This window comes from Rhodococcus sp. MSC1_016 (assembly GCF_023667485.2).
In the GTDB taxonomy this organism is placed as follows: Bacteria; Actinomycetota; Actinomycetes; order Mycobacteriales; family Mycobacteriaceae; genus Rhodococcus_F; species Rhodococcus_F oxybenzonivorans.
The window spans coordinates 3,419,489-3,439,143 of the sequence record NZ_JAMOZI020000001.1 but is presented as its reverse complement, the minus strand read 5'-3'; the positions used below and the strand labels follow the sequence as shown (position 1 = coordinate 3,439,143).

The window sequence follows — 19,655 nt, the reverse complement described above, 5'->3', positions numbered from 1 at the left end:
TCGTAGCCCGGGATGCCGGGCAGTGGGGCAGTGCAATGGGATTCGTCATCGGATTTGCGCCGTGGATCGTCTACTGGATTCTCGTGGGCAACACGGGGTTCGTCACTGCAGTCGCTGTCGCGTTCGGTATCGCACTGGCCGGGCAGGTGCTGCAACGGGCGCGCCGTCAACCGTGGCGCACTCTCGAAGTGGGCACCGTTGCCGTTTTCGCGCTGCTGCTCATTGCCGCCCTCCTCGTCGACGACGCCGTTCTGGCGCGATGGTTGCAGCCGCTGAGCAACTTCGGGCTGTTCGCGATCGCCGCGGTCGGCGTACTGGTGGGACGGCCGTTCGTTCGCGAATATGCGGTGGGAAGCGTCGACGCCGCGACCGCCGCAGGCGGCGGCTTCCGGTACGTCACCACGGCGATGACCTGGATGTGGGTGGCCGCATTCGGTGCGATGACGCTGGTGTCGCTGATACCGCCGATCGTCGATGGTGACGCAACCATGCGCGATGACGGGGACACCCTGTCGATCGTCTGCTACTGGGTTCTGCCCTACACGCTGATGGGTGTGGCCGGGTTGGTCTCGGCGATGTTTCCCGGGTGGTTCGACAAGACGTCGCATCTTCTCGCGAAGCAGTCCTCGATGGAGCCGACGGTGGTATCGCAACCGTCGCCGCCCGAGGACCGGGCGGAAGGGAGCCTGGTCCTCGACGTCGTCGAGGATTCCCGCCACGATCAACCCTTCGCGGTCGCCGTCCGCGGCGCGGAGCCGGGTGCCGCGCTCACTGTCCGGACCACAGGAACGGATCTCTTCGGCTCGCGGTGGCGTTCGGAGGCAATGTTCGTGGTCCCTGCCGACGGAACCGTCGACGTCGCCTCGCGGGCACCGGTGCGCGGCGACTGGGATGTGGCAGACAGCGACGCTCCGCTGTGGGCGATGCGGTCCGTGTCGGACGATCGCGTACCCGACCTGTTCGTGCCCCCGGCCGGTCCATGGAACGTCACGGTCGACGTCACGTCTGCGCGGGGAAGGGTGCGACGGACCGTGATTCGCCGCGCTGCCGCCCCGGGCGTCACGGTCACCGAACGGGAGGTCGACGGCCGCCCCGCGCTCCTCGCCTTACCCGCCGGCGACGCGCCCGCCGCGGGGTGGCCGGGAGTCGTGTGTTTCGGTGGCTCCGAGGGTGGCGTCGACTCGCAGCGCTCCAACCTGGAGATGCTCGCATCACACGGCTGGGCCGCGCTGGCGTATTCGTGGGTCGACGAGTCGGGCACGGAGCCGACATTGGTCGACATCCCGCTCGAACGGTTCGCGACTGCGGTCACGTTCCTGCGGACACTCGCACAGGTGGACCGCGATCGCGTAATCGCCGTCGGTACGTCCCGGGGTGCGGAAGGACTGCTCGCCGCCGCCTGCGACGGATTGATCGACGTGAATGGTCTCGTACTGACGAGCCCGAGTTCGGTGTCGTGGCAGGCCATCGGACCCGAAGGGGAAATCCCCGATACGCCGTCGTGGACGCGTCGCGGCCGGGCAGTTCCCTGGGCGCCGCTCCCCGGCGGGACCCTGATGCCGCAGCTCATCCGGAACGCGTGGCACGCCCACCGCGACATCGCCGCGGGGCGGCCCAGCCTGCTTCGGCTCGGCACCGCCTATCGTGCCGGTTTCGCCGCCGCACCAGCGAATTCGACACTGCACTCCGAGCGTGTCGCAGCGCCGCTCCTGTGCCTGACCGGTGAGGACGACGAGCTCTGGCCATCGGTCGACATGGCCACCGCCCTTCTGGCGCGGCGCGCGGAGCGACACGACGAGCACCGATGCTTTCCCGGCGCCGGCCACCTGGTTCGGTGGGGAATGTTTCCGTCGGATGCCCAGTGGACCGGTGGCATCGCCCTCGGTGGGGGCGGCATCGGGCAGGCGCGGGCCCAACGTGAAGCGATACAGTGCGTCCTCGGTTTCCTGTCCCGCACGGCCGCCACGACGAGTGCCTGATGGGCACCGGAGGCGGGAATACCGCACCCTCGGACCGCGTCGTGGGATCGATCGTCGATATGGCGGGTGTCTCGCGGGCCAAAGTGTTTCCGCGTTCACGGTTGTCGGCCTTCGCCGAAGCGGGGGCGGGGGCGTCATCGAGCTGGAGTGTGTTTTGCGTCGACGACCATCTCGCGTTCACGCCCTCCTTCTCCGTGACCGGCGATCTTCGGCTCCGCATCGACCCCGACGAGGTCCGGGACCTCGGCAACGGCACGTACTGGGCTCCGGCGGATCTGTGCGAGCAGGACGGAACACCGTCGGAGGCGTGCACCCGGGGCGCGCTGCGGCGGGTGACGACGCGGCTGGCGGAGTCCGGTCTGAGCGCACGAACCGGCCACGAGATCGAGTTCACGCTCTTCGACGCGGCGAGCACCGAAGAATGGTCCGCGTACGGCCTCAATGCCGTTCTCGCGCAGGAAGAATTCTTCGAACGGCTGCTGGCGGCGGCGTCGAGCGCGGAGCTGCCGATCGAACAGGTCCACGCCGAGGCTGGGCTGAGTCAATTCGAGGTGTCGCTCGCCCCCACGGGTCCCGTCGAGGCGGCCGACAATGCGGTGCTGGCCCGCGCCCTGATCAGCCGGGTCGCGCGCGTTCAGGGACTCCGGGCGTCGTTCTCACCCGTGCCCGTCGCAGGTGGGGCGGGTAACGGTGCCCATTAGCACGTGTCGCTCACCGAACGCGGCGTGCCGATCCTGTCGGGAGGGCCGGGCCCGCACGGGCTGACTCCCGCCGGTGGCGCCGCGGTCGCCGGGATTCTGCGGGCGCTACCCGAGTTCACGGCCGTTCTCGCCGGATCGGTGCTGTCGCACCTGCGCTTGCGCCCAGGCATGTGGTCAGGGATGTTCCGCTGCTGGGGCCTGGAGAACCGCGAGGCAGCCGTCCGCCTCTGCGCGGACACTGCCGGGAATCCGCACGGCGCGAACCTGGAAATCAAACCTATCGACCCGTCCGCGAACCCGTATCTGAGTAGCGCCGCCATTCTCGGTGCCGCCCACGACGGCATCACCGGCGAGCTTACGCTCCCGGACGAGGTGTCGGTCGACCCCGCTGACTTGTCCGGCACCCACGCCGTCGATCTTCTCCAGACCCCGTCGTCCGACATGCTCGGAGCATTCGAGTCGTCGGCGCTCGCGCGCGACCTGTTCGGGCCGCTGGTCATGGAAGCGCTCGTGGCGGTCAGGGGTTACGAGCACGCCGAATACCGGGCGAAACCGGTCGACGAGGTCGCGCAACTTTTCCGGTACGCGTGGACGTCCTAGTCAGTTGCGGAACTCCGGATGCGGAACCGCGGTCACACATTCGTGTGAGGACGTCCGCTATTCTTTGCACGGTCGCCGAGCATGTCGGTGACCCGGGTCCGGGGGTGGGCCTCGATGCGGATATCAGGGGGAGAATTCGTTGTCAGAGGGCGATATGTCGTGGCCGGACAGTGTCATTGCGTCGCTGGACGGGACCGGTGCGACGCAGCTTCCGCTGGACACAGTCCGGGGGTTGCCGCCGATACTCGGCGGACCGGACGTTGCGGTTGTCAAGGTCGACCCCGACATGCTGCGCGCGATGTCCACTGCGCTCGACATCATTGCGCGCGAGGTCGAGGCGTTGGGTGGCCGCCGTAGCTTCGAGCATGCGGTTCGGGCCGTCGAGGGGTCCGACATAGCGGCGGCGTGCCGTGACGCCGGCGACATCCTCGCGTCCGCGCTGGGAGTCGCGGCCAGTCGCATCGACGAAATGGCGTTCATCGCGGGTGACGGGGCCGAGAATTACGAGGTCACCGACACGTCGTTCGCGTCGCAGTTGTCGGCGATGGGGGAGATGTGATTCCGCGTAGGTCGCAACTGCATGTCTGGAATCCGCGGGATCTCACACTGGCGGGCGAGGAAATCGGACGGACCGCCGAAGACACGCGAACCCGGGCGGACGACGTCCAGCGTGCTGTCGCGGATCTGGGCCGGAACGACGACTGGCGCGGTCCGGCGCAGGCGGCTGCCGAGCAGCGAGCGAACAGTGAACGCACGGAAATCCGAAGGCTCGCCGACGATCTGGAGGATCTGTCGAACGCACTCGTCGGTGGGGCCGATCGCCTCAGCCATGCGCGGGACTATGTCGCCACCGTGATCGACAAGGCGGCAACCGACGGATTCACCGTCTCCGACGACTGGCAGATCGTCAGCCTGCCGACGACGATGAGCGAGGCCGCGGCCGCCGAACATGCCGACTTGATGGAGTACTGGCGCAGCCAACTCAGTGGAGCGCTGACGGACCTCGACACCGCCGATCGGGACATGGCGACGGCGATCCGGGACGCGCTCGGCGCCGTGGCGGCGAGTGCCCCGGCGTCCGCGGGCCTGTCGGGGCACGAGGGCACCGCGCTGGGCGAGCAGGTTGCGCGAGCCGGTTCCGACATTCCGCAGGACGTCCGTGACCGTGTTGCCCGGGAGATCGCGGCCGCAGGGCTCACTCCCGAACAAGTGAAGACGCTGGCCGACGGCGGCAAGGTCACCGATCTTCCACAGGGAACGATCGACTTCCTGCAGCAGTTCTATACGGCGGCCGGCAAGGACGGCTTCCTCGCCCTGTCCGAGCAGTACAGCGAGAACGGACGCACCGAGGCCGCCAGCGCCCTGTCCAACGGTCTCGCCGTGGTGTCGAACTACAACGTCGGCAGTGCCGGCGGAGACGTCGGTGGTCGGAGCCACATCCCGGAAAGCCTTCGAGGGCTGTTCGTGGGCCCAGTGACGTCGACCGGCAACCTCACGAAGGGCGCGCACGACGCCCCACAACCGTCTGTGGTCGTCAACAACGGCGACGACCTGGCACGCTTCACCAAAGCCTTCGGTCTCGCGGACCCGGGCGTCCAGCAGGGCAGTGAGCTGAGCGAGAGCCTCCTCTCCCGTGCCGGCGAGATCGCCTCGGCCACCAACGACAAGAGTCTCTTGATCGGGGACTCGTTCGACCACAACACGCTGGGTCGCGACAGCGTCGACACCCTCCTACAGGACATGGTCGGCGTCGGTGGTCGCGATCATGTCGCCGTCCACAACATCCTGTCCGGCGAAGGCATGCCGGCCGACTACAACCGCGACGACATCATCATGCCTCTGCTGCAACGTAATTGGGTTGACGGCGGCGAACAGAAGGTGGCCGGAATGTTCGACTGGATCGCCGACGACGCAAGGCCCTCAGATCCGTCCGATCCCGGCGAAATCTTCCGGTCGCGACAGGCCGGCGAATCGGCATTCGGACTCGCACAGATCCTCGCCGCGAAAGACGCCGAGCTACTCGACATACCGGGGATGAAGGGGCAGGCAATCGGTGAGGTGAACCCCGACATCACGCAGGCGTTGGGCGCAACGCTCGCACCCTACATCGGCAATATGGTGGGGGTACCCGGCGACTTCGCAGGCACTTCGGGTTTCACTAGCTCGACCGGTGGAGAATTCGGGCTCGAGAACGCGCCCCGCCTCTTTTCGGTGATCGACTCCAACGTCGATGCGGCAAGCTACTTCAACGCGCAGGCGTTCGGAATGTCGGCTCAGCTCGAGCAAGCGTGGGCGTTGGATTCACCTGCTCCTCATATCTCGCACGATCAATACGGATGGTGGGCAGGAAGCATTCAGGGCGTCGTAGATAAAGGATTCGACCTCGAGTTCGCCGACCGATCTGGGGACGAAGCGTCAAGTACTTCGTCCGGGTTCGAGAACAAAGGCGTTGCCTACGACACCATCAGAACAGTTGTGAGTAAAAGCGTCGAGTTCATTCCTGGTGCCGGCCCCCTGATATCGAGTGGGATCGATCTTGCGGATCCGGCATTCAAAAGCGCGGTGATGGGCGCGGTGCCCGATAATACTGCGCAGCAGAACACTCAATTCTCCGATGAGTCGCACCTCGCGAAGCAGTACTACCAAATTGCCCTGGGGATTCAGTCGGCGAATGGTGGAGTGCTTGATCCCTACGAGGGTCTGGACAGATTCCGCGACGGGGAGAACGGCCCCTTGCTGTCATACAACGAGATCGCGGGTGACCGCCCCGATTCGAATCTCCCGGTTCTCGGTGCGAACCTTTCCAGTTACATCGTCGAGTCGGGATACACGGGATTGGGTGAGTTCATAGACCAACTGAACGCAGGGCGTGAATACGTTCAGAATGCGACGTACGGCCAGTGAAGAGACGTTTGATCGCCGTAGCGGTCACGGCATCCGTGCTGGCAGCAGGGTGCGGATCGAGTGGGTCGGAGCCCGAGCCACCAGCGGTCGAGACGGTCTCGAGGTACTCGGTTCCCGACAATGTGGGCTTCAATTATCGGTGGTCGGCTGATCCCGGCATCGATCTGCACAGCCGGCAGGCGACGGTTGTTCGCGCGTATGTGGAGTCCTATTACCTCTCGATCAACAGCAATTCTCTCTCGGCCGCGTATCCCGGATTCGCCGAGGCGGTTCCCCAGCGCAAGCGAGCCGACTTCGACCACCCCGTCGACCCGACCGAGCGGCGGTACGTCGGCACCCAGTTCCAACACCTGATGTGGATGATGAAGACCGAACGTGGTTGGTTCGCCACGATCTGCACGGGCGACTACTCGGTGATGGAAGTGGGTCAGGACGAGAAGTTCTACAACATCGGGTCGAAGTATGTGAATGCGGAGACCGTGGAACTGATCGCACCGAATGACACGTCAGCGACGTCGGTGAGGTCCTACGGACCGGAACGCGCGCCCACCATCAACGTGTTCGATGGTTGGACACTTGCCGAGCATGTGAAGGGCGCGCGCGATCAGAACGCTTATGCCGAGTGCGACTCGCGGATGCCGGATGGGAGGGATGTGCGACCGCAGAAGGCGAACCTCCCACACGACACCCCCTACCCGACGCTTGCTCCGTATCCGGGGTGGCCGCGGTACGACGAGAGCTGACGGCCGGCCCCGACCGCCGGTGGAAGGGCACCGTCACCGCCGCGTTCGCCCGGTCCTATCCTCGACTGCGGCCCCTGTGCTCGGCGGGGGTTCGTGGGAGTGATCGGACGGTATGAAGTGGGCAGCAGAAACGGCGTCGTCTACGCAGATGACCTCGCGGCGGGTGACAGGTTCGAGCTGGGCTCGTACACGGTGACCGAGCAGGAGCTGGTGGAATTCGCCGGCCAATGGGATCCGCAGTCTTTTCACATCGATCGCGAATCTGCAGAGGGCGGATATTTCGGCGGGTTGATCGCCAGCGGTGTGCATACGATCGCGATCTGCCAGCGGCTGACCGTGACCAGTCTCTTTAACGACTGGAGCGTCATCGCCGGCAAATGCCTCCGGAACGTCAACTTCCTCCGCCCGGTCCGACCGGGGGAGGTCCTCACCGGTTCCATGCTGATCGACAATGTCGTGCTGGACGACCGCGGGCGCGGCCTGGTGACTGCTGCCGCCGAGATCGTCAACGGGGACGGCCAGCCGATGCTCACGATGGTCACCGAGATGTTCATGCGCAGCAGGCCCTGACAGGAATTCCGAGGGAATTTTCGCCGTAAAGGATTGTTTGTCGATTCTTTGGGTATCGCCCATGGGCAGAGTCACCTACCTATGGAGGCATCATGAAGGTCGGCATCAGATTGGCCGCGGTCGCGGTGTGTGCGGCTGCGCTCGGTGTGGGAACCACCGGCGTTGCGTGGGGCGACGCTCTCGACTCGGCTGTGGTCCCGGTGCGAGCACCGGATGTGGTGCAACCATTGCCCCCCGGAGTTCCGCAGTACGGCCCCGCCGGTTGCGACGACTGGGCAGAACCCTACGAGAACAACGTTCCGGCCTGGGGTGCCGACCCCTACAACCAATACGACAACTGGTGCGACGGCCCCGACGACGGCATCCCGCAGCCCGCCACCTACAACGGTGACGAGGGCGGCGGCGACTCCCCGAACGAACCGTAACCTCGGCTCGGCCCGACGCGCCCCGGCAGTGTCCAGGCCGGGGCGGCGACGTCATGCGCCGGCTGGAGGTTGGTGTAGGCCGAACGCGGATCCCTGGTCGTCGTGGCAGAGCGTGAATCGTCCGAACCGTGCCACCGACTCGGGCTCTTCTCCGAGGTCGACCGCATCGACCGTCCCTCCGAGCGCCAGGACCTTCTGCTTGGCGGCGTCGAGGTCAGCTACCCGGAAGAACACGTACGGGCCCGCGCCCGGGTCGCCGCCGTGGATGCCGCCCGGAACATTGGGCGTGTTGATCGCGTATCCGGACCCGCCGGGACCGGGTTCGAACTGCCAGCCGAACAGGGCCGAATAGAACTTTCGGCCCTGTTCGGGGTCGGCCACACCCAACTCGAAAAACGACACGTCACCTGACATGAGCACTCCTCCGTCCGAGATCGTGGAGGTGACGCTACGCCGGGCGACCGACTTCCGGACCGGCCTCGGCAGTCGAGTGACGGTGTCGTGAACTGTCACCGGGTGGCATTTCGGCTCCCCTAGGGTGGGTGGTGTCCGCGGCGAGGCGACCGCATCCTTGACGAAACCGATTCCGAACGATCCCGATCTCCGATGGTCGGCATCACGGATTTCACATCCCGGTCGGGTTTCGAAATGGAGGAACAGATGTCGCCCTATTGCCGTGCCGTTTCCGTGGCGGAAAGCTCAAAAGCAGGAGCGGACCGCCTCGAGGGAAGGACGCTGGAGGAGGACGGCTACGTCCTCGTCCGCGACGTGGCCGATCGAGCCGCTGCTGCGGAAGTGGTTCGCTCCCTTGGGAATTTGGTACCGCAGTACAACGGTCATCTCACGCATGACGTGACTTACCGGCCGGGAAACGATCACCGGGCGTACTCGCAGAGCGCGAACACGATTCTGGCGCACACCGAGGCTCCCGGATGGAATCCGAGTCCCGCCTATCTCGCGTTGTTCTGTCACCGCCAGGCGCGCTGCGGGGGAGGGCACACCGACCTCCTCGACGTACGGCGATTGGTCGAGGCCCTCGAACCGGCCGAGCTCGCGCTGATGACCGACGCCGAACTCGTCTTTCCCGGCCCTGACGGCGGTGTGCGCACCACCATGCTGGGATCGGACGCCACCGGGCGCACCGTTCTGCGGTTCAGCTACAACCTGCTCACCGCCGCCGACTACGATCCCCACCGCGACGCCGACATCGACGACTCCCTGCTGCCGCTCGGTCAGGCCGGCCGCCGGTTGGCGCACCGCGTCAGCGACCTGTTCCACACGCTGCGCACGCGTGTGCTGATCCCGGAGAACGCGCTGCTCATCTGGGACAACCAGCGCATGTTGCACGCCCGGTCGGAGTACGCCGACCGCACCCGTCACCTCACTCGTTTCTGGGCCGGCGACCGGAGCCGCGCATGACCATCGACGACCTTCAACTGCAACGCTCCGATGCCGATGGGCTGGTGCACTTTCCGGGACTGCCGGCGTTCGACCCCGCCGACGAAACCGAGAACGCCATTATCCGCCGCCTCGCGGGGAACTGGCACCGGCGGTCGACGGTGAAGCGCGACGAGCCCGACCTCGACGAGCTGTTCGTTGCCGGCCGGGCGGACTATCCGGAGAAACTCGTGCCGTTCCGCGCCCACCCGACGTGGCAGGCGATGCCCGATGCGATGCGGTCGCGGCTGCTGAGCTGGGCGTGGATCGCCTACAACCGGCACACGGTGCTGGCCGAGCAACGTGTCGCCAACCCGGCATTTGCGCTGGTAATGGACGGTGAATTTCCCGGACTCGGTGGCCCGGATTTGGAGATCGCGCTCGCCCAGGCCATGGTCGACGAGCAGTACCACTCCCTGATGCACATCAATGCGAGCGCGCTGACGAGACGCAAACGGGGGCACCTGTTCCCCGACAGCGCGCTTCCCGAGTCGCATACCTCCCGCATGCACAGTCGTTTGCGGGACGAGGCCGCGGAGCGCTGGCAGCGCAGCCTCACCACCTTGGCGTTTGCCACCGTCTCCGAAATTTCGATCAACGCGTACCTCGATCTTCTTGCCGGCGATCGGGACATCCAGGTGGTCAATTCCACCACCGCGCAACTGCACAACCGGGACGAGTACTGCCATGCGTCGATCTCCGACGAGATGGCGAAGCTCGTGTACGACGTGCTGGACGCCGAGAAGCGCCGCTTCTTCCTCGACATGCTCGTGGCAGGGCTGGAGGCGTTCGTGGCCACCGACTACTCCACTTGGGAGGCAATCTTGCGGATCGAGCGGGTGCCGGGCTGGGAACGGATGGTCGCCGACGTTCGCTCCGAGAGTTCCGGGGCGCGGCTCGTGCGCGACTACAGCGGCCTCCACTCGCTGATGTCGGACATGGATGTCCTCGGGGAAGTCGACTTCGACTGGGGTCTGGCGGTGACCAACACATGACACTCGCCCTCGATACCCACACGGCCCTCAACCCCCGGTCGATCAGCGGCGACCGGCTACGCAAGCTCGTCGTCGAACGCACCGGCGACCCGGTCCTCGCACACGAGGCACACGTGGTGTCCCAGGTACTGCCGTTCAAGGTCAGCAGCTACGTGGTGGACGAACTGATCGACTGGGACCGTGCACCCGACGACCCGATCTACCGCCTGACCTTTCCGCACCGCGACATGCTCGAAGCCGAACACTTCGCGGTGATCGAACAGGCGGTGGTGCAGGGCGACCGGGCCGGAATCCGCAAGGCGGCCGACACGGTTCGCGGCTCCCTCAACCCGCACCCCGGCGACCAGATGAGCATGAACGTTCCCCAGCACGACGACATCGACGGCTCGGGGATGCAACACAAATATGCCGAGACACTGCTGGTGTTTCCCCGCCAGGGACAGACCTGCCACAGCTACTGCGGCTACTGCTTCCGCTGGGCCCAATTCGTCGACCAGCCCGACCTCAGGATGGCCGTGTCCGGGCCGGAGGCGATGACCCGGTATCTCGATCGGCACCCGATGATCACCGACGTCCTGTTGACCGGCGGCGACCCGCTGGTCATGCGGACCGATCTGCTGGCGTCCTACCTCGAGCCCCTTCTCGAACCCGAACGCGCACACGTCGACACGGTCCGGATCGGAACGAAGGCCGTGTCGTTCTGGCCCTACCGCCTGTTGGCCGGACCCGAAGCGGACAGCGTGCTGCGGTTACTCGAGCGGCTGACCGCAGCGGGTAAGCACGTCGCGGTGATGCTGCACCTGTCCCACGTCGCGGAGTTGCAAACCGATGCGGCCAAGGCGGCGCTCGCTCGGCTGGCGTCCACGGGAGCGGTGCTGCGCGCCCAGGCCCCGGTGGTGCGTCACGTCAACGACGACCCGCGTGCGTGGGCAGATCTGTGGCAGGCGCAGGTGCGTCACAACGTGGTGCCCTACTACATGTTCGTCGAACGGGACACCGGCGCCCGGCCGTACTACGGTCTGCCGCTGGCGAGGGCCTACGACATCTATCGAGAGGCGTTGCAACAAGTCTCCGGTCTCGGCCGGACCGCACGTGGACCGGTGATGTCGGCATCACCCGGAAAGGTCGTGATCGACGGCGTCGTCGAGCTGGACGGCGGACGCGCGTTCGCGCTGCGTTACCTGCAGGCCCGCAACCCGGAGATGGTCGGCAGGCCGTTCTTCGCCGCATACGACGAGCACGCGCAGTGGTGGGACGAACTACGCCCGTACGGCCCGCGCGACCGCGAATTCTTCGGGGGACTCTCGTGAGAGTCACTGCACATGAAATCAGCCTGACGCAGAGGCACGTGTGGCGTTCGGCCAGGGAAGCGATCCCGGTCCAGCGGGCCCTCGTGGTCGAGGTCGAACAGGACGGTGCCACCGGATTCGGTGAGGCTTCCGCTTTCATGACCGCCCACTACAACTCCGGGGTGGACCAGCTCCACGCGGATCTGCGCCGGATCGCCCCGCTACTGGCCGACCTCGGCCCCGACGACCCGCTTGCCGTGTGGCGCAGGCTGTTCGCGGCGCTGCCCGATTCGCCGTTCGTCCTGGCCGCCCTCGATACCGCGGTGCACGACCTGCGGGCCCGACTGCTCGGCGTGCCGTTGTGGCGGGCCCTCGCTCTGGACTCTCCGCAGGAATTGCGCTCGAGCTTCAGTATCGGGCTCGACGAGACCGAGATGATGGTCCACAAACTGTGCGAGCGGCCCGGATGGGCGGCGTACAAGATCAAGCTCGCCGATCCGGGTGATCTCACCGTGCTCGAGGAACTCCGCCGCCACACGAGTGCACCGTTCTATGTGGACGGCAACTGCGGCTGGACGCTGTCCCGACTGCTCCCGGTGCTGCCCGCCCTGCAGAACCTCGGCGTGCAGTTGATCGAGCAGCCGTTTCCGCGGTCGGCGTGGTGGGACACCCGAACCCTGAAGCAGCACAGCCCGATCCCGGTGATCGCCGACGAGAGCATCACCTCGATGCAGGATTTCGCCGCATGCGCCGAGGCGTTCGACGGCATCAACGTCAAACCGATGAAAGCCGGGGGCATCACCCCGTCCCTCGTGCTGCTGCGCCGGGCCCGCGAGCACGGTCTGCTCACCATGCTCGGTTGCATGCCCGAGTCGGTGGCCGGGGTGTCGGCCACCGCCCACCTGGGCGGACTGGCCGACTACCTCGACGTCGACGCCGTCGACCTGCTGGCCGTGAACACCGGCTTCGGGGTCTCGCTCGACGGTTCCGGCCGCGTCAGTCTCCCGGATCGGCCCGGGTCCGGTTACCTGCCCGACCCCACCGCCCACGGCTGGCGCGTTCGGCCGGTGAGCGCCGAAGCGGTACGACCGGTCCGCCACCGAGTGCTGCGGCCCGGGCAACCCCTGGCGACCTGCGCCTATCCCGAGGACTCTGCTCGCGGCGCCCGGCATTTCGCCGCCCTCGACGCAGGGCGCGTGGTCGGGGTGGCCTCCCTCTACGACGAGGATCCCGAGTACACCGTGCCGGGACTGGCCGCGGGCCGCGGTCGTCGCCTGCGCGGCATGGCCACCCTCGAGGAGGTCCGCGGCACCGGCGCGGGCAGCGCGCTTCTCCGCACCGTGCGCACCAACGCGGTGCTGTCCGGCGCCGACGCGCTGTGGTGCAACGCGCGCACCACCGCCGCGGGCTTCTATCTCGCACAAGGCTTCCGCGTTCTCGGACCCGAATACGACATCCCCGGCATCGGACCCCACGTCTTCATATATTGGAGTGCTTCATGATCAACCCCACTCGATGGCCCGAGCAGCAGGCGCGCACCCTCGCCGCGCGGGCGTTCCGCGAGGCCGGTGTCCCGGCGGGCAACGCCGAGCAGGTCGCCGACGCCCTGGTCGATACTTCCCTGCGCGGCATCGACACTCACGGTCTGCGGCTGCTTCCGCAGTATCTCGACGAGCTCGCGACCGGTGTCGCGAAGGCAACGGCCACGCCGACCGTGGTCTCGGACCGCGGGGCGGGCCTCCTGCTGGATGCGGACGGCGCGCTGGGCGTACTCGCAGGATTGGCCGCCGCCCGGCTGGCCGCCGAGCGAGCCCGGGAATTCGGTGTCGCGGCGGTGGGGGTGCGCAATTCCAACCACTTCGGTGCGGCGTCGGTGTACACCCGGCACCTGGCCCGGCACGGGCTGGTCGGCATCGCGGTGACCTCCGCCGCCTCGCGGGTGGCGCCGTTCGGCGGGGTTGAGCCGCTGTTCGGTACCGACCCGATCAGCGTGGCGGCCGGCGTCGGAGACGACGAGTTCGCGCTCGACATGGCCACCAGCCAGGTGTGCTTCGGTGAGGTGAAGCAGCGCCGGGCCGAGGGACGCCCACTGAACAGCGGCTGGGCGACCGACCTCTGCGGCCGTCCGACCGAGGTGCCCGACGAGGCGTACGCACTGTCGCCGCTTGGCGGGTACAAGGGGCAGGGCCTCGCGATGGCGGTCACCCTCCTCGGGGCCGTGCTGACCGGATCGCCGCCGGATTGGCGGCTCGCGCAGGTCGGCGACGGAACACCGGGCCGCAGTCGCGGCGTCGGTCACTTCGTCCTGGCGCTGGACCCGGGTGCCTTCAGCGGGCAGACCAGTTTCACCGCCGGACTGGTCGACCTTCTGGATACCGTCCGCGCGGCGACGCCGGCGACGGACGCCCCCGTGGTGGCGCCCGGCGATCCTCAGCGCGCCCACCAACGAGAACGGTCGGAGCGGGGAATACCGCTGGACGCGCGAACCGCGGAAGTGCTGGCCGGTCTGGCCGGGAACGTCGCTGCCGACCCGGAGAAGGAGATGGTCCGATGATTCTCGTGCTGATCAGCCCACGGGCTGCGGGGCTGCCGTTCGCCGAGTGGCTTCCCGAGGAGCGTGGACGGATGGTGGCGGTCTGTGCCGCGGGAGCGGAACCGGCCGAGGGATTCGCCGAGGTCATTCCGGTCGCCGACTACAGCGACGACGCCGCGGTGCTGCGTGCCGCTCGCGCTCTTGCGCGCTGGCACCGCCCGACCGCCGTGCTCGCCTTGGCCGAGGTCGACGTCGAGCGGGCCGCGGTGTTGCGCGGCGACCTCGGTCTGCCCGGGCTCGACACCGGCACGGCGGCCGCCTACCGCGACAAAATTCTGATGAAAGAACTAGCCCGCGCGGCAGGACTGCTCGTGCCGTCTTTTGCGGCGGTGTGCACCCCGGCCGACATCACCGGCTTCATGGCGGACCACCCGGGACGTGTGGTGGTCAAGCCGCGCAGTGGATCCGGTTCGTCCGGCGTATACGTCCTCGATTCGCCCACACAGGCGGACGGCCTCGCCGACGACCTCGCGGCAACTCCGTACGAGGTCGAAGAGTTCGTCGACGGCGCGGTGCACCATGTAGACGCATTCCGGGTGGCCGGACACCCGGTGGCGGCGGTCGCCTCCCGCTACACCGGCCAGGGCTGCCTCGAACACTGGACCGATGCCCCGTTCGGCTCGCAGTCGGTCGATACCGCAGACCCACTCCATGCGCGCCTGGTGAAGGAGACCTGGCGACTCGTCGATGCACTCGCCTCGCCTCCCACGATCTGTGTGCACGCCGAGTTCTTCGTCACCGGCAGCGGCGACATTGTCCTGTGCGAGGTGGCTGCCCGAATCGGCGGCGGACCGATTCCGATTATGTTGCGGCACATTCTGGGAATCGATCCACGGCACCTGTGGGCGCGCGTGGAATGTGGCCTTCCCATCGACGTGGACGCGGTACGCCGGCACGTGACAACGGCACCACACGCCGCGTTCTACGGCGTGCCACCCCGGCAGGGCCGGGTGCGGCGAATCCCCGACGCACCGCCCGGTGTCCACGACTTCACGGTGAACACCCACGTCGGGGACCACTGGAGCGCCACCCGATACAGCGGGCGTAAGTCGGCGGACTTCCTCGCTTTCTGGGTGCTCACCGACTCGGACTTCACCGCTCTCGGGCGCCGGCTCGTCGCCACCGCCAACCGTGTTGCCGCCGAATTCGAATGGGACCGCGACGAAACGGAGAACGCAGCATGACCGGCAGCAGCATCCTCACCGGCGGCCTCACCGCCCACCTCCTTCCCTCCGGTGCCCGCCCGAGCGCCCTGGATTTCGCGGGATTCGCCGAGCCGGACATCATCTGGGAGGACGCGAGGTGGTGCCGGTTCGTCGAACGCACCGACCTGCACGACGTTCGCTATCTCGAGGTGCGGGAGGACGGACAGACCGTCGCCCTGGCTCCGCTGCTGTTCACCGCACAGCCCGGTGGCCTGCTCTTCTATGATCCGCCCAGGCTGGTGGGAACTCCGGGTGCGCTGGCCGAACCCGAGCTGCTCGACGAGACTGATCGGCAGCGCTGGGCGGAGCTCAGCGCCGCGCTGCCCGGCGCGCGCGAGGACCAGTATCCGTCGCTCGCGCTCGCGACGTTCGGGAACCACCACGGGGTCGCGCACACTCCCGGCCGCACGCACGACGAGCGCCAGGCCGTCATGGCCGTCCTGCCCGAGCTGCTGCAGCAGGCCGGCGACGAACTCGGCTGCCGAAGTGTGGCATTGCTGTATGTCGGCGAGCCGGAAGCCGAGGCGGTAGACCACTGCGCCTCCCGTGCCGGATACACGGCAACACTGCTGGGCGCTGAGGGCGTGCAGGACCTGGCCGGTGACAGCTGGGCGGAGTACGTGGCGGGGCTGAGTAAGCGCCGGCGTGTGCGGCTCCGCAAGGAGGTCGCGGACTACGAGCGGGCAGGCATGCGCACAGCGGTCCGGTGTGGGCCGGAGGCACTCGACGACGAGGTGATCGCCCTCCAGGTCGCACACCGGGCCAAGTACGGACTGCCCGGCGGCGAGTATCGGGTTCGCCGCGACTTCGACGCCGTCCGCGAGGAATTGGGTGACGCGTGTGTAGTGCTGCGCGCCGAACGCGCGGATCGGCTGGTGGGTTTCGTGCTGTATCTACGCACCCGGGACACGCTGTTCGCGCGGACCGCGGGATTCGCCGCCGATGTTCGCGGTTGCTATCTCACGCTGACGTACCACGAGACGGCGAGGTGGGCCGTGGAGCACGGCATCCGTCACGTCCATTACGGCATGGCCGCCTACGAGGCCAAACATGCTCGCGGGTGCCAACTACGCCCTCGCTGGGGCTGGTTCTCCTTCCGCGGCGCGGGCTCCGACATCTTTTCCGAGACCCTGGCGCTGCAATCACAGAGCATCGAACGCCGGCTCGAACTGGTCGGTGCGCCCGCGGCGCCGGTCGCGTCCCGACACCTCACTGCCCCTACCGAACCGAAAGTGGAACGATGAAACTGACCCCGACCAGCACTGTATGGATGGACGGCGAGTTCGTCGCGTGGGACGAGGCCCAGGTCCACGTGCTGACACCGAGCCTGCACTACGGATGGGGTGTCTACGAGGGCATCCGTGCCTATGACACGGAGAGCGGCCCCGCGGTGTTCCGGCTCCGCGATCACCTACGACGGCTCCACGACTCGGCCCGGGTGTATCTGATGGACCCGGGGTGGTCGGTGGACGAGCTCACCGAGGCCTCCCTCGAGTTGCTGCGCCACACCGGCCTGGACTCCGGCTATCTGCGCCCGATCGTCTACCTCGGTTACGGCTCGATGGGCGTCGCTCCGGCGTTGGACAGCACCCGGGTGGCGATCGCGGCCTGGCCCTGGGGTTCTTACCTCGGTGAGTCCGCGGAACAGGACGGCTGTCGCCTGATGGTCAGCAGTTGGCAGCGCAACGGCATCCACTCCGTTCCACCGCTCGCCAAAGCGACCGGAGCCTACGTCAATTCGGCACTGGCCAAGGTGGGCGCGCTGCGCGCCGGTTACGACGACGCGCTGATGCTCACCGCCACCGGTCACGTGGCCGAGGCGTCCGCAGCGAACATCTTCACCGTCCGCGACGACGTACTGATCACGCCGCCGATCAGCGACAATATTCTGCCCGGGCTCACCAGGGACACCGTGATCACCCTCGCCCGGGATCTGGGGCTCACAGTGAAGGAGCAGAGCCTGACCCGCAGCGAACTCTACGTCGCCGACGAAGCTTTCCTCACCGGCACTGCGGCCGAGATCGTCCCGGTGGCGTCGGTCGACGACCGCCCGCTCGCCGCAGGTGGTTGCGGTCCGATCACCAAGCAACTGCGCGACGTCTTCCACGACGTGGTCCGGGGGCGCGTGCCCGCCTACCGACACTGGCTGGAGTTCGCATGAACACACGTTCTCTGCTCTCGACCACCGACCAGGTCGCCGACGCCTGGGCCGGTGGTGGCCTCGGTATCCTGGAAGGATTGGTCGCCGAGTTCGTCAGCGGGACAGATCAATCCGAAGACGCACCCACCGCTGTCGCTCGACGGGAGGAGGTCGCCGACCGGGTGGTGACCGTGCTGGGTGCGCGGGCATGGCACGCGCTGCCGGAGGCGTCCCACGGTCGGGCACGACGCGCGGCACGGCGCGCCGTCGCATACTCGCTCGCCGTGGATGTCGCTTCCGCCGGCGGGCCCACCGGTGCGCGGAGCGACTGCTGGGTGCTTACCGTCCACGCACTGGAACTGCTCACGGTGGCCGCGCATTTCGACGCCGTCACCGACCGGACCCGCGAACTGCTCGGACCGGCGCCCGAAGGGCGGTTGCTCGCCGCCTGGCAGATGGTGAACGACGGCCTCGCCGTCGTGGCCACCACACGCCACGAATGGGTCGGGGCAAATCCCGCGACCGTGGCTGCCGCGGGATGGGTGCTGGTGGACAGGATGAGCCGGCTACTGATCGCCGCCGCTCTGATCGCGCAGGCCAACTCGACCGTATTGACCGCTCCGACAGTCGAACTGCTCGTCAACGCGGCACGCCGGTATGCCTGGAATCATGTGCGCGGCCATGCGCCCGAGGCCGCCACCGCCACCCACGTGCACCGTTCGGCGGATCTCGTCCGAGCATTCGCGACCCGAGGAATCCTCCCGTGAACCCGGGCCTACGGCGACTCGGTGGTCTGCTGCTTCCCAGCAGTCCCGCCGGTCGCACGCTGGCCGTCGGTGCCGGGATCGACTCGCTCGGTACCGGCATGTTCTTCGCGTCCTTCGCCCTGTACTTCATCGGCGTCGTCGGCCTCAGCGCCAATCAGATCGCCCTTGCGACCACCATGGCGGGGGCGCTCGCCCTGCTCGCCCCGGTGCCCCTGGGCAGGCTTGCCGACCGGGTGGGTCCGGCGCGGTTCTACGTCGCCCTGCTGGTGGTGCGTGGTCTCGGCTACGGCTGCTTTGCTCTTGTCTCCGACTTCACTGCCTACTTGCTGCTCACCGTGGTGCTCACTGCCGCCGACCGATCGAGCAGTCCGATCCAGCAAGCCGTCATCACAGCTGTGATCGGCGGTCACGACCGCACCCGGACGATGGCCACCATCCGCGCTATCCGAAATGTGGGACTGACCGTCGGGTTCCTTCTGGCAGGCATCGTCTTCGCGACGGGCGCGCAGGCGGCCTTCACGGCGCTGTTCGTGGGAAACGGGATCTCCTTTCTCGCCGTCGCGGTGGCCGTGCGACTCGTCCTGCGCAGGACGGGAACGGTTGTGGCACGCAGACCTTCTCGCGCCGAAGAGGATCCGGCCGCGGCCGCGGTGCGCTCACCACTGCGTGATCGGTGGTTCATGGTGTTCACCGTCGGGAACGGCGTGCTGGCGCTGTACGACACCGTGCTGATCGTTCTGCTGCCGATCTGGATTCTCGAGTACACCGCGGTGCCGCTCGTGTGGGTGCCGGTGTTCATGGCGGTCAACACCGTCCTGACCGTGGTGCTGCAGGTGTATGTGGCCCGATTCGCCCGCGGTACGGCCGCGGCCACTCGACTCATGATCGCGACCGGAGCCCTGATGGCGATCTGCTGTGGATTGCTCGCACTGGGACACCTGGCCGCGACCCCTACCGCGGTGGTGGCCGTTCTGCTCGCGGTCGTAGTGCTATCCGTTGCCGAGAACTTCCACTCGGTGGCGGCGTGGGAGTTGTCGGCGGAACTGTCGCCGCAGCCTGCCATCGCCCGCTATCTCGGCGCGTTCAGTCTCGGAATGACCGGCCAGAAGGTGGTCGGCCCCACCCTCCTCGTCGTCGTCCTGTTGCCGGCCGGGCTGATCGCCTGGCCTGTCCTGGCCGGCACGTTCGGTGCCGCAGCGTTTCTTTCGCGGACGGCGGCGCGTCGCTGCCACGCCGAACGTGCACGCGCACAAACTCTCTCGGACCAGCAGCTACCGGCGTCCCCACTCCAGAAAGCACGGTGAAAA

General features: G+C 67.4%; 17 protein-coding genes and 1 pseudogene. 17 read left to right on the top strand and 1 reads right to left on the bottom strand.

Annotation, left to right across the window (positions count from 1 at the left end):
- Positions 1 to 35 precede the first annotated feature (35 nt).
- From L1080_RS15905 to L1080_RS15875, 7 genes and pseudogenes are all read left to right on the top strand, one after another.
- A complete protein-coding gene (locus L1080_RS15905; protein WP_159920856.1) occupies positions 36 to 1,979 on the top strand; it encodes an acyl-CoA thioesterase/bile acid-CoA:amino acid N-acyltransferase family protein in 1,944 nt (647 codons plus the stop codon).
- Positions 1,979 to 3,280 (top strand): annotated as a pseudogene (locus L1080_RS15900) (type I glutamate--ammonia ligase). Before L1080_RS15905 ends, L1080_RS15900 begins: the two are co-directional and overlap by 1 nt.
- 154 nt (positions 3,281 to 3,434) lie before the next feature.
- Positions 3,435 to 3,839, top strand: a complete 405-nt coding sequence (locus tag L1080_RS15895; protein ID WP_159927026.1) for a hypothetical protein — start codon at positions 3,435 to 3,437, stop codon at positions 3,837 to 3,839.
- On the top strand, positions 3,836 to 6,184 hold the full coding sequence (locus L1080_RS15890; RefSeq protein ID WP_159920860.1) for a WXG100 family type VII secretion target: 2,349 nt from the start codon (positions 3,836 to 3,838) through the stop codon (positions 6,182 to 6,184). The genes L1080_RS15895 and L1080_RS15890 overlap by 4 nt, the downstream gene beginning before the upstream one ends.
- Positions 6,181 to 6,927, top strand: coding sequence for a hypothetical protein (locus L1080_RS15885; RefSeq protein WP_236603424.1), 747 nt, complete (start codon positions 6,181 to 6,183; stop codon positions 6,925 to 6,927). The genes L1080_RS15890 and L1080_RS15885 overlap by 4 nt, the downstream gene beginning before the upstream one ends.
- 99 nt (positions 6,928 to 7,026) lie before the next feature.
- Positions 7,027 to 7,497, top strand: a complete 471-nt coding sequence (locus tag L1080_RS15880) for a MaoC/PaaZ C-terminal domain-containing protein (RefSeq protein ID WP_159920862.1) — start codon at positions 7,027 to 7,029, stop codon at positions 7,495 to 7,497.
- Between the two features lie 92 nt (positions 7,498 to 7,589).
- On the top strand, positions 7,590 to 7,922 hold the full coding sequence (locus L1080_RS15875; protein WP_159920864.1) for a hypothetical protein: 333 nt from the start codon (positions 7,590 to 7,592) through the stop codon (positions 7,920 to 7,922).
- 51 nt (positions 7,923 to 7,973) lie between these two features.
- On the opposite strand, the gene L1080_RS15870 is transcribed toward L1080_RS15875, so the two are convergent.
- Positions 7,974 to 8,336, bottom strand: coding sequence for a VOC family protein (locus L1080_RS15870; protein ID WP_250770421.1), 363 nt, complete (start codon positions 8,334 to 8,336; stop codon positions 7,974 to 7,976).
- A 246-nt stretch (positions 8,337 to 8,582) separates the two neighbouring features.
- Between L1080_RS15870 and L1080_RS15865 the strand changes: the two genes are divergently transcribed.
- From L1080_RS15865 to L1080_RS15820, 10 genes are read left to right on the top strand one after another with little or no spacing between them, the layout of a single operon-like run.
- Positions 8,583 to 9,341, top strand: a complete 759-nt coding sequence (locus tag L1080_RS15865) for a TauD/TfdA family dioxygenase (RefSeq protein ID WP_374433646.1) — start codon at positions 8,583 to 8,585, stop codon at positions 9,339 to 9,341.
- On the top strand, positions 9,338 to 10,354 hold the full coding sequence (locus tag L1080_RS15860) for an AurF N-oxygenase family protein (RefSeq protein WP_250770413.1): 1,017 nt from the start codon (positions 9,338 to 9,340) through the stop codon (positions 10,352 to 10,354). Before L1080_RS15865 ends, L1080_RS15860 begins: the two co-directional genes overlap by 4 nt.
- Positions 10,351 to 11,664 (top strand): KamA family radical SAM protein, encoded by a 1,314-nt coding sequence (locus L1080_RS15855; protein ID WP_250770410.1) that lies wholly within the window; start codon positions 10,351 to 10,353, stop codon positions 11,662 to 11,664. The genes L1080_RS15860 and L1080_RS15855 overlap by 4 nt, the downstream gene beginning before the upstream one ends.
- Positions 11,661 to 13,145: a GNAT family N-acetyltransferase gene (locus tag L1080_RS15850; RefSeq protein WP_250770405.1), complete on the top strand. Its 1,485-nt coding sequence runs from the start codon at positions 11,661 to 11,663 to the stop codon at positions 13,143 to 13,145. The genes L1080_RS15855 and L1080_RS15850 overlap by 4 nt, the downstream gene beginning before the upstream one ends.
- Complete coding sequence (locus L1080_RS15845) at positions 13,142 to 14,197, top strand: Ldh family oxidoreductase (protein WP_250770402.1); 1,056 nt, start codon at positions 13,142 to 13,144, stop codon at positions 14,195 to 14,197. The genes L1080_RS15850 and L1080_RS15845 overlap by 4 nt, the downstream gene beginning before the upstream one ends.
- Positions 14,194 to 15,420, top strand: coding sequence for an ATP-grasp domain-containing protein (locus L1080_RS15840; RefSeq protein ID WP_250770399.1), 1,227 nt, complete (start codon positions 14,194 to 14,196; stop codon positions 15,418 to 15,420). The genes L1080_RS15845 and L1080_RS15840 overlap by 4 nt, the downstream gene beginning before the upstream one ends.
- The gene (locus L1080_RS15835; RefSeq protein ID WP_250770396.1) at positions 15,417 to 16,685 is read left to right on the top strand and encodes a GNAT family N-acetyltransferase; all 1,269 of its coding nucleotides are present in this window, start codon (positions 15,417 to 15,419) and stop codon (positions 16,683 to 16,685) included. Before L1080_RS15840 ends, L1080_RS15835 begins: the two co-directional genes overlap by 4 nt.
- Positions 16,682 to 17,602, top strand: a complete 921-nt coding sequence (locus tag L1080_RS15830; RefSeq protein WP_250770393.1) for a branched-chain amino acid transaminase — start codon at positions 16,682 to 16,684, stop codon at positions 17,600 to 17,602. Before L1080_RS15835 ends, L1080_RS15830 begins: the two co-directional genes overlap by 4 nt.
- Positions 17,599 to 18,348 (top strand): hypothetical protein, encoded by a 750-nt coding sequence (locus L1080_RS15825; protein ID WP_250770390.1) that lies wholly within the window; start codon positions 17,599 to 17,601, stop codon positions 18,346 to 18,348. The genes L1080_RS15830 and L1080_RS15825 overlap by 4 nt, the downstream gene beginning before the upstream one ends.
- A complete protein-coding gene (locus L1080_RS15820) occupies positions 18,345 to 19,652 on the top strand; it encodes an MFS transporter (RefSeq protein WP_250770387.1) in 1,308 nt (435 codons plus the stop codon). Before L1080_RS15825 ends, L1080_RS15820 begins: the two co-directional genes overlap by 4 nt.
- Positions 19,653 to 19,655 lie beyond the last annotated feature (3 nt).